At 70.7% G+C, this 14,604-nt stretch carries 11 protein-coding genes; 3 read left to right on the top strand and 8 right to left on the bottom strand.

What is annotated here, in order from left to right; translation table 11 throughout:
• Nucleotides 1-35 precede the first annotated feature (35 nt).
• Nucleotides 36-2,879, bottom strand: a complete 2,844-nt coding sequence (topA, locus tag ACZ55A_RS26270; RefSeq protein WP_468844683.1) for a type I DNA topoisomerase — start codon at nucleotides 2,877-2,879, stop codon at nucleotides 36-38.
• Nucleotides 2,880-3,386: 507 nt separating this feature from the next.
• Between topA and ACZ55A_RS26265 the strand changes: the two genes are divergently transcribed.
• Together ACZ55A_RS26265 and ACZ55A_RS26260 are read left to right on the top strand one after the other, a co-directional pair.
• The gene (locus ACZ55A_RS26265; RefSeq protein ID WP_468844681.1) at nucleotides 3,387-3,986 is read left to right on the top strand and encodes a hypothetical protein; all 600 of its coding nucleotides are present in this window, start codon (nucleotides 3,387-3,389) and stop codon (nucleotides 3,984-3,986) included.
• Complete coding sequence (locus ACZ55A_RS26260; RefSeq protein ID WP_468844679.1) at nucleotides 3,983-4,408, top strand: DUF2752 domain-containing protein; 426 nt, start codon at nucleotides 3,983-3,985, stop codon at nucleotides 4,406-4,408. The genes ACZ55A_RS26265 and ACZ55A_RS26260 overlap by 4 nt, the downstream gene beginning before the upstream one ends.
• Before the next feature lie 20 nt (nucleotides 4,409-4,428).
• Here the strand turns inward: ACZ55A_RS26260 and ACZ55A_RS26255 are convergent, their stop codons facing one another.
• From ACZ55A_RS26255 to bldG, 7 genes are all read right to left on the bottom strand, one after another.
• Nucleotides 4,429-4,842 (bottom strand): hypothetical protein, encoded by a 414-nt coding sequence (locus ACZ55A_RS26255; RefSeq protein WP_468844677.1) that lies wholly within the window; start codon nucleotides 4,840-4,842, stop codon nucleotides 4,429-4,431.
• A gap of 173 nt (nucleotides 4,843-5,015) precedes the next feature.
• Nucleotides 5,016-5,213 (bottom strand): hypothetical protein, encoded by a 198-nt coding sequence (locus ACZ55A_RS26250; protein ID WP_468844674.1) that lies wholly within the window; start codon nucleotides 5,211-5,213, stop codon nucleotides 5,016-5,018.
• Between the two features lie 121 nt (nucleotides 5,214-5,334).
• The gene (locus ACZ55A_RS26245; RefSeq protein WP_468844672.1) at nucleotides 5,335-6,882 is read right to left on the bottom strand and encodes a DUF7059 domain-containing protein; all 1,548 of its coding nucleotides are present in this window, start codon (nucleotides 6,880-6,882) and stop codon (nucleotides 5,335-5,337) included.
• 110 nt (nucleotides 6,883-6,992) lie between these two features.
• Nucleotides 6,993-7,577 (bottom strand): small secreted protein, encoded by a 585-nt coding sequence (locus tag ACZ55A_RS26240; RefSeq protein ID WP_468844671.1) that lies wholly within the window; start codon nucleotides 7,575-7,577, stop codon nucleotides 6,993-6,995.
• Nucleotides 7,578-7,806: 229 nt separating this feature from the next.
• Nucleotides 7,807-10,212 carry a sodium-translocating pyrophosphatase gene (locus ACZ55A_RS26235; protein WP_468844668.1) on the bottom strand — a complete coding sequence of 802 codons (2,406 nt, stop codon included), beginning with the start codon at nucleotides 10,210-10,212 and terminating at the stop codon, nucleotides 7,807-7,809.
• 856 nt (nucleotides 10,213-11,068) lie between these two features.
• The gene (locus tag ACZ55A_RS26230; RefSeq protein ID WP_468844666.1) at nucleotides 11,069-11,512 is read right to left on the bottom strand and encodes an ATP-binding protein; all 444 of its coding nucleotides are present in this window, start codon (nucleotides 11,510-11,512) and stop codon (nucleotides 11,069-11,071) included.
• A 111-nt stretch (nucleotides 11,513-11,623) separates the two neighbouring features.
• On the bottom strand, nucleotides 11,624-11,965 hold the full coding sequence (gene bldG, locus ACZ55A_RS26225; protein ID WP_004571875.1) for an anti-sigma factor antagonist BldG: 342 nt from the start codon (nucleotides 11,963-11,965) through the stop codon (nucleotides 11,624-11,626).
• Between the two features lie 81 nt (nucleotides 11,966-12,046).
• Between bldG and ACZ55A_RS26220 the strand changes: the two genes are divergently transcribed.
• Nucleotides 12,047-14,512: a DEAD/DEAH box helicase gene (locus tag ACZ55A_RS26220; protein WP_468844663.1), complete on the top strand. Its 2,466-nt coding sequence runs from the start codon at nucleotides 12,047-12,049 to the stop codon at nucleotides 14,510-14,512.
• The last annotated feature ends 92 nt before the right edge of the window (nucleotides 14,513-14,604 follow it).

Genomic DNA, 14,604 nt, shown 5'->3' with positions numbered 1-14,604 from the left:
GCCCTTGTCCCGCGCACCGGCTGGGGTGCGCGGTCTCAGTCCTCGGCCGTCGCCGCCGTCTTCTTGGCCGCCGCGGTCTTCGCGGTGGCCTTCTTGGCGGTCGTCTTCTTCGCCGTGGTCGTCTTCTTCGCCGCGGTCTTCTTGGCGGTCGTCTTCTTGGCCGCCGTCTTCTTCGCCGTGGTCGTCTTCTTCGCCGGCGCCTTCTTGGCGGTCTTCTTCGCCGGGCCCTTGGCGCGCTTCTCCGCCAGCAGCTCATAGCCGCGCTCGGGGGTGACCGTCTCGACGTCGTCGTCCCGCCGCAGCGTGGCATTGGTCTCGCCGTCGGTGACGTACGCACCGAAGCGGCCGTCCTTGACCACCACCGGCTTACCGCTGACCGGGTCCGTGCCCAGCTCCTTCAGCGGCGGCTTGGCGGCGGCCCGCCCGCGCTGCTTGGGCTGAGCGTAGATCGCCAGCGCCTCGTCCAGGGTGATGGTGAAGAGCTGCTCCTCGTTCTCCAGGGAGCGCGAGTCCGTGCCCTTCTTGAGGTACGGGCCGTAGCGGCCGTTCTGCGCGGTGATCTCCACGCCCTCGGGGTCCTTGCCGACGACGCGCGGCAGCGACATCAGCTTGAGCGCGTCCTCCAGCGTGACGGTGTCCAGGGACATCGACTTGAACAGCGAGGCGGTCCGCGGCTTGACCGCGTTCTTGCCGGTCTTCGGGGTGCCCTCGGGCAGGATCTCGGTGACGTACGGGCCGTAGCGGCCGTCCTTGGCGACGATCTGGTGGCCGCTCTCCGGGTCCTTGCCCAGCTCGAAGTCGCCGCTCGGCTTGGCCAGCAGCTCCTCCGCGTACTCGACGGTCAGCTCGTCGGGCGCCAGGTCGTCGGGGACGTCGGCGCGCTGGTGGCCCTCGGCGTCCTTCTCCCCACGCTCGACGTACGGGCCGTAGCGGCCGACCCGCAGCTTGATGTCGTTGCCGACCGGGAAGGACGAGATCTCCCGGGCGTCGATCGCGCCCAGGTCCTCGACCAGCTCCTTGAGCCCGCCGAGGTGGTCGCCGTCGCCGTTGCCGGCGTCCGCGGCGCCGCCCTCGCCATGGCCCTCGCCGAAGTAGAAGCGCCGCAGCCACGGCACGGACTGCGCCTCACCACGGGCGATGCGGTCGAGGTCGTCCTCCATCTTGGCGGTGAAGTCGTAGTCGACCAGCCGGCCGAAGTGCTTCTCCAGGAGGTTGACCACCGCGAAGGAGAGGAAGGAGGGCACGAGCGCGGTGCCCTTCTTGAAGACATAACCGCGGTCGAGGATCGTGCCGATGATCGACGAATAGGTCGACGGGCGGCCGATCTCGCGCTCTTCCAGCTCCTTGATCAGCGTGGCCTCGGTGTAGCGGGCGGGCGGCTTGGTGGCGTGCCCGTCGGCGGTGATCTCCTGCGCGGCCAGCGCGTCGCCCTCGGCGACCTGCGGCAGCCGGCGCTCGCGGTCGTCCAGCTCGGCGTTCGGGTCGTCCGCGCCCTCCACGTAGGCCTTGAGGAAGCCGTGGAAGGTGATGGTCTTGCCGGACGCGGTGAACTCGGCGTCCCGCCCGTCGGAGGCCCTGCCACCGACCTTGACGGTGACGGAGTTACCCGTCGCGTCCTTCATCTGCGAGGCGACGGTCCGCTTCCAGATCAGCTCGTAGAGCTTGAACTGGTCGCCGGTGAGCCCGGTCTCGGCCGGGGTGCGGAAGCGGTCGCCGGAGGGGCGGATCGCCTCGTGCGCCTCCTGGGCGTTCTTGACCTTGGCGGCGTAGGTGCGCGGCTTGTCCGGCAGGTAGTTCGCGCCGTACAGGTGGGTCACCTGCGCCCGGGCCGCGGCGACCGCGGTGTCCGAGAGCGTGGTGGAGTCCGTACGCATATAGGTGATGTAGCCGTTCTCGTACAGCTTCTGCGCCACCTGCATGGTCGCCTTGGCGCCGAAGCCGAGCTTGCGGCTGGCCTCCTGCTGGAGGGTGGTCGTACGGAACGGGGCGTACGGGGAGCGGCGGTAGGGCTTGGACTCGACCGAGCGCACCGCGAAGTCGGTGTTCTCCAGGGCGGCGGCGAGCGCGCGGGCGTTCGCCTCGTCCAGGTGGAGCACACCGTTCTTGAGCTGCCCATTGGGACCGAAGTCACGGCCCTGGGCGACCCGGCGGCCGTCGACGGTGTTCAGCCGGGCGGTCAGCGTCGACGGGTCGCTGGCGTCACCGGCCCGGCCGGTGGCGAAGGTGCCGGTCAGGTCCCAGTACTCGGCGGAGCGGAAGGCGATGCGCTCGCGCTCCCGCTCGACGACGAGACGGGTCGCCACGGACTGCACCCGGCCGGCGGACAGCCGGGGCATGACCTTCTTCCACAGGACCGGCGAGACCTCGTAGCCGTAGAGGCGGTCGAGGATCCGGCGGGTCTCCTGGGCGTCGACCAGCTTCTGGTTCAGATCGCGCGGATTGGCGACGGCCTCGCGGATCGCGTCCTTGGTGATCTCGTGGAAGACCATCCGGTGGACGGGGACCTTGGGCTTGAGGATCTCCTGGAGGTGCCAGGCGATGGCCTCGCCCTCGCGGTCCTCATCTGTGGCCAGGTAGAGCTCGTCGGACTCGGCCAGCAGCTCCTTGAGCTTCTTGACCTGGTCCTTCTTGTCGCTGTTGACCACATAGATCGGCTGGAAGTCGGCGTCGACGTTCACACCGAGCCGGGCCCAGGGCTCGCCCTTGTACTTCGCCGGAACCTCTGCCGCGCCGTTGGGCAGGTCACGGATGTGCCCCACGCTGGCCTCGACCACATAGCCAGGGCCGAGGTAGCCCTTGATCGTCTTCGCCTTGGCAGGCGACTCGACGATGACAAGTCGGCGGCCGCCGCCCTCTGTGGCTTCGCTGGTCGGGGACAACTTCGCTCTTCTCTCCGGTCGACGCTGGGATTGCTCCCCGGCCGGACGCCGGGACGCACTGCGGTGACGCTTGACGCTGCGGAGTGTGACGGTACCTCCCGCCCCCGTGTCAAACGGAAAAACCCCGCAACGCCACTCGAACGGTAACCCGACTACATGCCTTCATGCCGCCCGGACCGCATCAGCCGCCTACTACAGGCCCCGCAGCGAGTCCTCCTGGATCATGGCGGGTCCCGGCCCGGCGGCCCGGCGGCGCGCCGACTCCGGCGCGTCGTCCCTGGGCGCACCACCGGTGATTCCACACAGTGACGGACCGCTTCCGGTTACCCGGCCGTACGCCGGGCCGGCCGGACCCGCGTCTGTCACAAGGCGGCGCCGGATCCTGTCATCGCCTTGATACGCCATGTGAGCGGGCTGGCAGGATGGACGCAGGATGACCCCGGCGCGGCCCACCGCTCGGGCCGAGTACCGCCGCGGTCACGCACACTCTCGGGGGGAACCTCACCCATGGCGAACCAGTACCCCGGACCGCCACCGGAGCAGCCGCCCGGTCAGCCCGGCCAGCCTGCCCAGAACCCGTACGCCACGCCGCCGGGCGGTCAGCACGCCGACGCCGGTTACGGCTACCCGCAGGGCGGCCGCCCCGGGGAGCCCGGATACGGCTATCCGCAGGCGGGCTCGCAGCCGCCGGCTCCCGGTTTCCCGCCGCCGACCGCTCCCCCGCCCCCGGCCCCCGGGGGCTTCCAGGCCGGTCCGCAGACCGGCGGGATGGCGCTGTCGCTCGGCGATATAGCGGTGACCGGCGACACGATCATGACGCCGGCCGGTCCGATGCCGCTCAAGGGCGCCATCTGGACGGCGACGGACATGTCACGGACGGAGGAGAAGGTCCCGGCGCACGCGGTCGTGCTCGCCATCATCTTCTTCCTCTTCTGTCTGCTCGGACTGCTCTTCCTGCTGATGAAGGAGCGGGTGACCACCGGCTTCGTGCAGGTCACCGTGAACAGCGGCGGCCGGCACCACTCCACGATGGTCCCGGTGCAGTCCCGTGAGCAGGTGATGTTCGTGCTCAACCAGGTCAACTACGCGCGGTCGTTGAGCGTGTGAGCACCGTGCAGCCTGACGGGGCGCCCACCGGGGCGACGCTCCGCCGCCGTACCGTCCGCCGGGCGTCGATCGCGCTCGGCGCCGGTGCGGCGGCAGCCGTCTATCTCTGGCACACCAACCCGCACCGGCCCGGGCAGTTGCTGCTCCCCTGCCCGTTCAGATGGGCCACCGGGGTGCTGTGCCCGGCGTGCGGCGGTACGCGGATGGCGTACGACCTGATGCACGGCGATGTCGTGGCGGCGTTCCACGACAACGCCGTGCTGCTCACCCTGGGCCTGCCGGCCGTGGCGTACCTCGCCGTGCGCTGGCTGGCCGACGGGCTCCGCGGACGCCCCTGCCGGCTGCGGCTGACGGCCCGCGGCAATGCCGTGGTGCTCGGCATCGCCGCGGTGTGGATGATCGCCCGCAATCTCGTCGGTTAGGGGCGCCGGACCGGCTGGACTCAGCGAACGGTGACGGTGAGCACCGGCGAGAGCGTGCTGCCCCCGGCCATCCGGAGCTGGTTGACACCCTTGATGCCGAGCTTGACCCGTACCGAGTACGAACCGCTCTTGTTGACCGTCGTCTGCGCGGGCAGCGAGACCCACTTCTTGCCCTGCTTCTGCTGGACGGTCACCTTGCTGCCCGCCTTGATGCCCTTGGCGACGCCGGAGATCCGGAACTCCTGCCAGGCCTTGACCGTGGTCGCGCTGGCCTTGGCCGTGAGCGACGCGGCAGCCGGGGCGGCCGGGGCGGCGGCGACGACCGGCTTGGCCGAGTGGAGGTCCTGCGGCGCGGCAAAGGCGGCCGCCGAGCCCCCGGCGAGCAGGGAGACGGCGATGACGCCGACGGCGACGTGGCGAAGTGCACGGTTCATGGGTGTTCCTCACTGACGGTGGGTTGGCCGTGGGTGACCTTCACCGAGGAACACGGCGGCGGACAAGGGGACGTTCCACGCAACAACTCATATCGGCCATCTGTCGGGCAGCTGTTACAGAACAGGCGGGAAAGGGTACGTACCGCCCCCCTGAACGCCGCCGGAGGCGGCCGCTACAGCGCCGCCAGGAGCCAGCCCCCGGTGGCCAGGAACACCACACCGGCCAGCAGCGCCGCCACGGTGGCGACCGGCCGACTGACCCCCTCGGCGACCGGCGCCCCGGTCCGTGCGCATACGCCCGTCCATGCCAGCAGTCCGGCGCCGAACAGCGCGAACGCCGCACCGGCGAACGCCTCGGGTCCACTCTCCATGCGGGCAGCGTGGCACCCCGGTACGGCATCCGGGCGAACTCCGGATGAACGACGTCCGCCCGTCCCCCATGCGTTCCCCTCCGCATCCCCCTCTCAGTCCTCTGCGATCAGTCCTCTGCCGTCAGTCCTCCGCCGGCACCGGCTCCAGGAAGCCCTGCTCGATCAGCATCCGGATCGCGGCCGGTGTGCGGTCCCGCAGCAGAACCGGGTCCTCGCCGACGAGTTGGGCGATGGCGTCCAGAATCCGCCCGGCGGGCAGCGAACCGTCGCACACCCCGGCGAAGCCCGCGCCGACCGTGTCCACCTTCGTCGCCCGCCGCATCCCGCGGTTCTGACGGAGCAGCACATGCTCGGGGTCCTCCGCGCCCGGCAGCCCGACCTGCTCCTGGACCACCTCGCCGGAGAGCCGGAAGCGGCCGGCCAGCAGCGCCGCGTCGTCCGTGGCGCGCAGATAGTCCTGCCGGTCGAAGTGCCCCACGACCCACTCCCCCAGCGGCTGTTCGACGGGGTGCGGCCACTCCTCGACCGTGATGGAGGGGCTGTCGGACCCGGACTTGCGCAGGGTGATCCAGCCGAAACCGACGGCCTTGGTCTTGCGCGCCTCGAATTCGTCGAGCCAGGCGTCGTACCGCGCGGCGTACGCCTCGTCGCCGGCGCGGTGGTCCCCGGCGTCCCGCAGCCACAGCTCGGCGTACTGGGTGATGTCCTGCACCTCACGCTGCACGATCCAGGCGTCGCAGCCCCGCGGCACCCAGGAGCGCAACCGGTCGTGCCACTCCTCGCCCTCCACATGCTGCCAATTGGCCAGCAGCTGACAGTACCCGCCGTCATTGAGATGCCCGGCGGCCTGCTGGACGAGCGTGCGGCACAGGTCGTCGCCGCCCATGCCGCCGTCGCGGTACGTCAGCCGGGCCCCGGGCGAGATCACGAACGGCGGGTTGGACACGATCAGGTCGTACGTCGCGTCCCCGGCCGGCTCGAACAGCGAGCCCTCGCGCAGATCCGCCGGCTGCGCCCCGGAGAGCGCCAGCGTCAGCGCGGCGATCCGCAGCGCCCGGGGGTTGAGGTCGGTGGCCGTGACCTCGGTCGCGTACTGGGCGGCGTGCAGCGCCTGGATGCCGGAGCCCGTACCGAGGTCGAGCGCCTTGGCGACCGGCCGGCGCACCGTGATCCCGGCGAGGGTCGTGGACGCGCCGCCGACGCCGAGCACCAGCTGGGATCGGTCGGCCTCCCCCACGCCCTGGATGCCGCCGGCGCCGCCGACCGCGCAGCCCAGGTCGGAGACGATCCACCAGTCCTGCCCCTCGGGGCCGCCGTACGGGCGTACGTCCACCGTGGCGCGCAGTTCGTCACCGTCCTGCACCACCCAGCCGTCGGCGAGGCAGTCCTCGACCGGCAGGGCCGCCCGGGCGCGCCGCAGCGCCACCGGACGCTGCAACAGGAACAGCCGTACCAGCGTCTCCAGTGGGCTGTCGCCGCGGGTCGCCCGCAGCGCGGGGACGGTTTCGCTGCGGGCCAGCGCGGCGTAGGCCGGTGCGCCGAGCAGGTCCAGCAGCCCGTCGGCGGTGAAGGCGGCAGCCAGCAGCGCCTCGCGCAGCCGAGTGGTGCGGGCGCTGCTCTCGGGGTCCCGGGCATCTGCGGTGGGGAGGTGCGTACTCACATGCCCCATTGTCGGCCCTGCCACTGACAATCGGCGACGGCCCGGCGCCACGCCCGTCTCGGGCGCGTCGCCGGGCCGTGCCGGGCCGTCGCGGGTACGTGTGTGCGACGGCCGTTGCGCTACGCCTTCTTGGACGGCGTGGGCACCGGGGAACCGGACGCGGCCTGGTTCTGACAGCCCTTCTGCTTGGCCATGGCCGCACCGACGTCACCGGCCTCCAGGTTCTTGAAGGCGGCCTCGCTCTGCTTGTTGAGCTTGTTGATGCCGTTGGACAGCTCGCGCAGCCCGTCCGCGAACTTGAGCTTGTTCGAGGTGTCGAGCTTGTTGACCTGCTTCTGGAGGTCCGCGTAGCCCTTGGAGAGCGAGTTGAGCTCCTTGACGGCGTTCTCCTGGGCCTGCTTGCCCTCCTCGGTGGGCGGCGGCCCGGCCTGGTCCAGGGACTTGGCCAGCGCGGCGTAGGCGGAGGAGATCTTCTGGAAGGCCGCCGAGTCGGTCTGCTGGACCTTCTTGGAGTCCGTGTTGCCGCTGTCGGCCTTCTGCATGGCGGCGTTGGCGTCCTGGATGTTCTTGAACTGTGCCTGCGCGGGGTCGCAGAACGACTTCGCCCAGTCGTTGAGCTTCTTGGTGTTGTCCTCGCTGCAGCCGGTCAGCGCGAGCACCAGTGCGGCACCGCCGGACAGTGCAGCCACAAGCTTCTTGTTCACCGGATTGGTCCCTTCCATGGCTCTCGGCCCCGGAACATACACGTCCAAAGGGCCTGGTCCATGGGTCGGGCATCCCGGCCGCCCCTCATTGCAGCCATTTGCACCAAGGACCGGGCGCGGACCGCACGGCCGTCCCTGCATGCGGAGGGCGGGTGGCCGGCGTCCGTAAAAAACGCCTTCCACCCGCCCAGTTGAGCGTTCCGCGAGCCCTGCTGACGGTGCTTCCGGGTTAGGACGCCACCGCCGTCGTCGCCGACTTGGCGAGCTTTTCCGGGTCTTCGGAGTTGTCTTCGTCACCCACGGCGATTCCACGGCGCTTGGAGACGTAGACCGAACCGACGATGACGGCGATCGCCAGCAGCGCGACCACGAGCCGTACGCCGATGTTCTTGTCCTCGCCGTACGAGAACTTGACCACGGCGGGCGCGATCAGCAGCGCCACCAGGTTCATGACCTTCAGCAGCGGGTTGATCGCCGGGCCCGCGGTGTCCTTGAACGGGTCGCCGACGGTGTCGCCGATGACCGTCGCGGCGTGCGCCTCACTGCCCTTGCCGCCGTGGTGGCCGTCCTCGACCAGCTTCTTGGCGTTGTCCCACGCACCGCCGGAGTTGGCGAGGAAGACGGCCATCAGCGTGCCGGTGCCGATCGCCCCGGCCAGGAACGAGCCGAGCGCGCCGACACCGAGCGAGAAACCGACCGCGATCGGGGTGAGCACCGCCAGCAGCCCGGGGGTGGCCAGCTCGCGCAGCGCGTCCTTGGTGCAGATGTCGACGACCCGCCCGTACTCGGGCTTCTCGGTGTAGTCCATGATCCCGGGGTGCTCGCGGAACTGCCGGCGCACCTCGAAGACCACCGCACCGGCCGACCGCGACACCGCGTTGATCGCCAGTCCGGAGAACAGGAAGACGACCGAGGCACCGAGGATCAGCCCGACCAGGTTGTTGGGCTGCGAGATGTCCAGACTCAGCCCCATACCGCCGGCCGCCCGGCCGATCTCCCGCACCGCGGTGGCGATCGCGTCCCGGTACGAGCCGAAGAGCGCGGACGCGGCCAGTACGGCGGTGGCGATGGCGATGCCCTTGGTGATGGCCTTGGTGGTGTTGCCGACCGCGTCCAGGTCGGTCAGCACCTGCGCACCGTCACCGGTCACATCGCCGGACATCTCGGCGATGCCCTGCGCGTTGTCGGAGACCGGGCCGAAGGTGTCCATCGCCACGATCACGCCGACGGTGGTCAGCAGGCCGGTGCCGGCCAGCGCCACCGCGAACAGCGCCAGCATGATGGAGGCACCGCCCAGCAGGAACGCCCCGTAGACGGCGAGGCCGATCAGCACCGCCGAGTAGACGGCGGACTCCAGCCCGACCGAGATACCGGCGAGGACGACGGTGGCCGGGCCGGTCAGCGAGGTCTTCCCGATGTCCCGCACGGGCCGCCGGCTGGTCTCGGTGAAGTAGCCGGTCAGCTGCTGGATCAGCGCGGCGAGCACGATGCCGATGGCGACCGCGACCAGTGCCAGCATCCGCGGATCGCCGCTGTGGCCCAGGACGCCCGGGTCGGTGACACCGGTCAGGTCGCCGTAGCTGGACGGCAGGTAGGTGAAGACCGCGGCGGCCACCAGGACCAGCGAGATGCCCGCGGAGATGAAGAAGCCGCGGTTGATGGCCGTCATGCCGCTGCGGTCGCGGCGCCGCGGCGCGACGACGAAGATGCCGATCATCGCGGTGAGCACGCCGATGGCCGGCACCAGCAGCGGGAAGGCCAGTCCGGCGTCGCCGAAGGCGGCCATGCCGAGGATGAGCGCGGCCACCAGGGTCACCGCGTACGACTCGAAGAGGTCGGCCGCCATACCGGCGCAGTCGCCGACGTTGTCGCCCACGTTGTCCGCGATGGTCGCGGCGTTGCGCGGGTCGTCCTCGGGGATGCCCTGCTCGACCTTGCCGACGAGGTCGGCGCCGACGTCCGCGGCCTTGGTGAAGATGCCGCCGCCGACCCTCATGAACATCGCGATCAGCGCGGCGCCGAGGCCGAAGCCCTCCAGCACCTTGGGGGCGTCGACGGCGTACACGAGCACCACACAGGACGCGCCGAGCAGGCCCAGTCCCACGGTGAACATGCCGACGACGCCACCGGTACGGAAAGCGATCTTCATCGCTTTATGAGAGACCGCCGTAAGATCCTTTTCCCGGTTACCGCCCTCGGCCGGAGTCGCCTCCCGGGCGGCCGCCGCCACCCGCACATTGCTGCGTACCGCGAGCCACATGCCGATATAGCCGGTGGCCGCCGAGAATCCGGCACCGATCAAGAAGAAGGCGCTGCGTCCGGCGCGTTGCGTCCAATTCTCCGCGGGCAGCAGCATGAGCAGGAAGAACACCACGACGGCGAATACCCCGAGGGTCCGCAACTGCCGTGCCAGGTAGGCATTTGCGCCTTCCTGCACCGCCGCCGCGATCTTCTTCATACGGTCGGTTCCCTCGCCGGCCGCGAGCACTTGGCGGACCAGCACCGCCGCGACAGCCAACGCTGCCAGGGCGACCGCGGCGATCACCAGCACAATGCCGCGGTTGCCCGCCGTGAGCGAGGGCCCGGCCAGAAAAGAGGGGGTGTCAAGCAACTGAGGGGTGTAAGGCCCCGCCATTCGTCCTCCTTGACGTTTGGCACATGGGCGCGCGGAAGCACGCTCAGGCGTCCTGAGCAAGATGTGGACGGATTGTAGGGAGCCGCGGTTGATCAAAACAGGGCGCGTCAAAGGGAATTCGCCGGTAGCCGGGAAGATCAATAGGCTGACGGTGCGCAGAATTCGCCCGGACGAAGGAAAGCCACGAATTCGCTGACCGCCGGCCGATGATCTCGCTGTCGTACTGATCGCCCTCGGTCCGGCCACTGATCGTCGCTGCTCAAGGACGCCGCTGCGGGAACTGGGCCGATAGGGGCACGCGGGACGCCGGGGAGAATTGAGCCGCCCGGCCGCGGCCGAACGGGTGGCCCGGGACGCCCGGGCCACGGCCCTGGGTGCAGTGACAGGACGTCAGATCGAGTCCGGATCGCAACGCATGCGGAGGCTGTGCGGCCGGCTCAAGTGCCTGGACGAAGGCAGTGCAAGCGGACCCGCGCCCCGGGCGCGTCGTCACAGGCAACGGGGGCACCTCAGTCGTCAGCAGTGGCCGGCGCGTACCGAGGCCGACCGCGCACAGCGGGGCTGGACCCGCCCCTCGCCCTCATGCGGGGCAGCGTCGGCGCCGCCGGCCTCCGAGGCCGCGCGCTCGCCCCGTCGCCCTTCTCGACGTGCACGGCGGTAAGACAGCGCGTCTCCCGGACCCGCCTTCACGACGGCGTCGCTGATCAGCCAGGAGGCGTCACCCGGCACACCCGGACCCGGCCGGGTGCGGGTGTGCCGGGGTGGTGGACGTAACGGTTCGTCCCCCGTCGACTACGACTACGGACGAAGACCAGCTCGTAGGCGCCCCTCAGCGGCGCTATCGGCGCTATCGGCGCTACGGCAGAACGGCTGCCGTCGTGGTGGGCCAGGTCATGCGGATCATGCCGCCTTCCTTGCCGGCGGTCACCTCGACGTCGTCGACCAGCCCGCTGATGACCGCGAGGCCCATTTCGTCCTCGCCCTCGGTATCGCTCTCCGCGACGCCACCGGCCGCTTCGGCGCCCTGCGCACCGGCCGCGCCGGAGCCACCAGGCACCCCGTCGCCGACCTCGATCGAGAACTTCTTCTCGTCCTCGATCAGCAGGACCCGCACCGGCGCCGCGATGTCATGGCTCTCATGCAGCCCTACAGCGCGGCTGCATGCCTCACCCACGGCGAGCCGCACCTCGTCCAGCACGGCCTCGTCCACCCCCGCGCGCCGTGCCACGGCAGCCGCGACCAGTCGGGCGGTGCGGACATGCTCGGGAAGGGCGCTGAAACGAAGTTCGACGGTGGCCATGCCATCCCCCTCGATATGCGGGCGTGCGACGCAGGGGGCCGGACACTTCGTCCGGTACCCCCCACTACTTCCTCCCCCCGCGCCGGGCTGACGCGGGGGACCGGCAAGCCGTCAGTCAGTGGCTGCGACGGCTTCGTCGACCGAGGTGTGAATCGGGAACACCTTGGTCAGACCGGTGATACGGAAGATCTTGAGAATGCGCTCCTGGTTGCAGACCAGGCGCAGCGAGCCCTCATGGGCACGCACCCGCTTGAGCCCGCCAACCAGCACGCCGAGCCCAGTGGAGTCCAGGAAGTCGACACGTTCCATGTCCACCACGAGGTGGTAGCTTCCGTCGTTCACAAGCTCGACCAGCTGCTCGCGCAGCTTGGGCGCGGTGTATACATCAATCTCGCCACCGACCTCGACGACCGTACGGTCGCCAACGGTCCGGGTCGACAGGGACAGGTCCACGGATCCTCCAGCACCTTGCTATCGAGCGGTCGCCCCCCTGGGGCCTCCCCACCGAAGGTAGGGGCGGATCTGGCAGCCGCGATGGCATTCAATCACTTACCAGCAGGCGTGCACGACGCCCTTTCAGCATTGTCCGTCACTCCGGTGACACACTCGGTGCCGATGGCCTCCAATCGACTCCCACCGGATGCGGGCGCGCGTCCTACCCCAGGCATGATTCTCGAACGTCTCGCCAGGGGCGCGACCCGCGCTGCGCGCATCACTCATACGGAGCACTTGCCCCCGCGGATCGGCAGCCATGCCGACTGGCCGGAACAGATCCGGCCGGAAGTGATCGACGCCATCCGTTCGGCCGGAATCGAGCGCCCCTGGGCCCACCAGGCACGGACATCCGAACACGCGCTGCGCGGCGAATCGGTCGTCGTCGCCACCGGCACCGCCTCGGGCAAGTCCCTGGCGTACCTCGCGCCGGTCCTCTCCACCCTCCTGGACGGCTCGGAGGCTCCCAACGGCCGGGGGACCACGGCTCTGTACCTGGCCCCCACGAAGGCGCTGGCGGCCGACCAGCGGCGCGCCGTACGCGAACTGGCCGCCCCGCTGGGCACGGCCGTCCGGCCCGCGGTCTACGACGGTGACACCCCCGTCGAGGAGCGCGAATGGGTCCGCCAGTACGCCAACTACGTCCTGACCAACCCCGACATGCTGCACCGCGGCATCCTGCCGTCGCACCCGCGCTGGTCCTCCTTCCTGCGGGCGCTGCGCTATGTCGTCATCGATGAATGCCACAGCTACCGCGGTGTCTTCGGCTCCCATGTCGCGCAGGTCGTACGCCGGCTGCGCCGCATCTGCGCGCGGTACGGCTCCGAACCTGTCTTTCTGCTCGCCTCCGCCACCGCCGCCGAGCCCGCCCGGGCCGCGACCCGGCTCACCGGTCTTCCCGTGGTGGAGATCACCGAGGACACCTCGCCGCGCGGCGAGCTGGTCTTCGCCCTGTGGGAGCCGCCGCTGACCGAACTCCACGGTGAGCAGGGCGCCCCGGTCCGCCGCACCGCCACCGCCGAGACCGCCGATCTGCTCACCGATCTGGCCGTCCAGAACGTCCGCACGGTCGCCTTCGTACGCTCCCGGCGCGGCGCCGAGCTGATCGCGCTGATCGCGCAGGAACGGCTCGCCGAGGTCGATCGCTCGCTGCCCGCGCGGGTCGCCGCCTACCGGGGCGGCTATCTGCCCGAGGAACGCCGCGCCCTGGAGCGGGCCCTGCACAACGGCGATCTCCTGGGGCTGGCCGCCACCACCGCGCTCGAACTGGGCGTGGACGTCTCCGGACTCGACGCCGTCGTCATCGCCGGCTATCCGGGCACCCGCGCCTCCCTGTGGCAGCAGGCCGGCCGCGCCGGCCGCTCCGGGCAGGGCGCCCTGGCCGTGCTCGTGGCCCGCGACGACCCGCTGGACACCTACCTCGTCCACCACCCCGAGGCGCTCTTCGACCAGCCCGTCGAGTCCACCGTCCTGGACCCCGACAACCCCTATGTGCTCGCCCCGCACCTCTGCGCCGCCGCCTCCGAACTCCCGCTCACCGAGGACGACTTCCCGCTCTTCGGCCCGGCGGCCGCCGGCCTCATGCCGCAGCTGGAGGCCGCCGCGCTGCTGCGCCGGCGCGCCACCGCCTGGCACTGGACGCGCCGCGAGCGGGCTGCCGACCTCACCGACATCCGCGGCCAGGGCGGCGCGCCGGTGCAGGTCGTGGAGGCGGGCACCGGACGGCTGCTGGGCACCGTGGACGCAGGTGCCGCGCACACCACCGTCCACGACGGCGCGGTCCACCTCCATCAGGGCCGCACCTATGTCGTCCAGCACCTCGATCTGGAGGACGACGTCGCCCTGGTCGAGGAGGCCAGCCCGCCGTACTCCACGACCGCCCGCGACACCACCGCCATCTCCATCCTCGAAACCGATACCGAGATCCCCTGGGGCGACGCCCGGCTGTGCTTCGGCTCCGTCGAGGTCACCAACCAGGTCGTCTCCTTCCTGCGCCGCAAGCTGCTCACGGGCGAGGTGATGGGCGAGACCAAGCTCGACCTGCCGCCCCGCACACTGCGCACCCGCGCCGTCTGGTGGACCGTCACCGAGGACCAACTCGACGCGGCCCGGGTCAACCCCGAACAGCTGGGCGGCGCCCTGCACGCCGCGGAACACGCCTCCATCGGCATGCTGCCGCTCTTCGCCACCTGCGACCGCTGGGACATCGGCGGCGTCTCCATCCCGCTCCACCCGGACACCCTGCTGCCGACCGTGTTCGTCTACGACGGCCACCCGGGCGGCGCCGGCTTCGCCGAGCGGGCCTTCCACACCGCCGCCGACTGGCTCACCGCTACCCGCGAGGCCATCGCCTCCTGCGAGTGCGAGGCCGGCTGCCCCTCCTGCATCCAGTCCCCCAAGTGCGGCAACGGCAACGACCCGCTCCACAAACGGGGCGCCATCCGCCTGCTGACCGAACTCCTGCGGGGAGCACCCGGGGACGCGGGGCAGCGGCCGGAAGGCGGCTAGCAGGCGCCGGTACGTGGGAGGCGCGCGGTACGACCGCCGGGCCCCGGCCGGTCCCGTACGCGCCCGGGCTCGCGGGTGACGTCGGCCGGCGA

It is taken from the genome of Streptomyces sp. NPDC034111, from assembly GCF_055575375.1.
The sequence above is the reverse complement of the archived record's forward strand: the minus strand, read 5'-3'. Positions and strand labels throughout refer to the sequence as shown.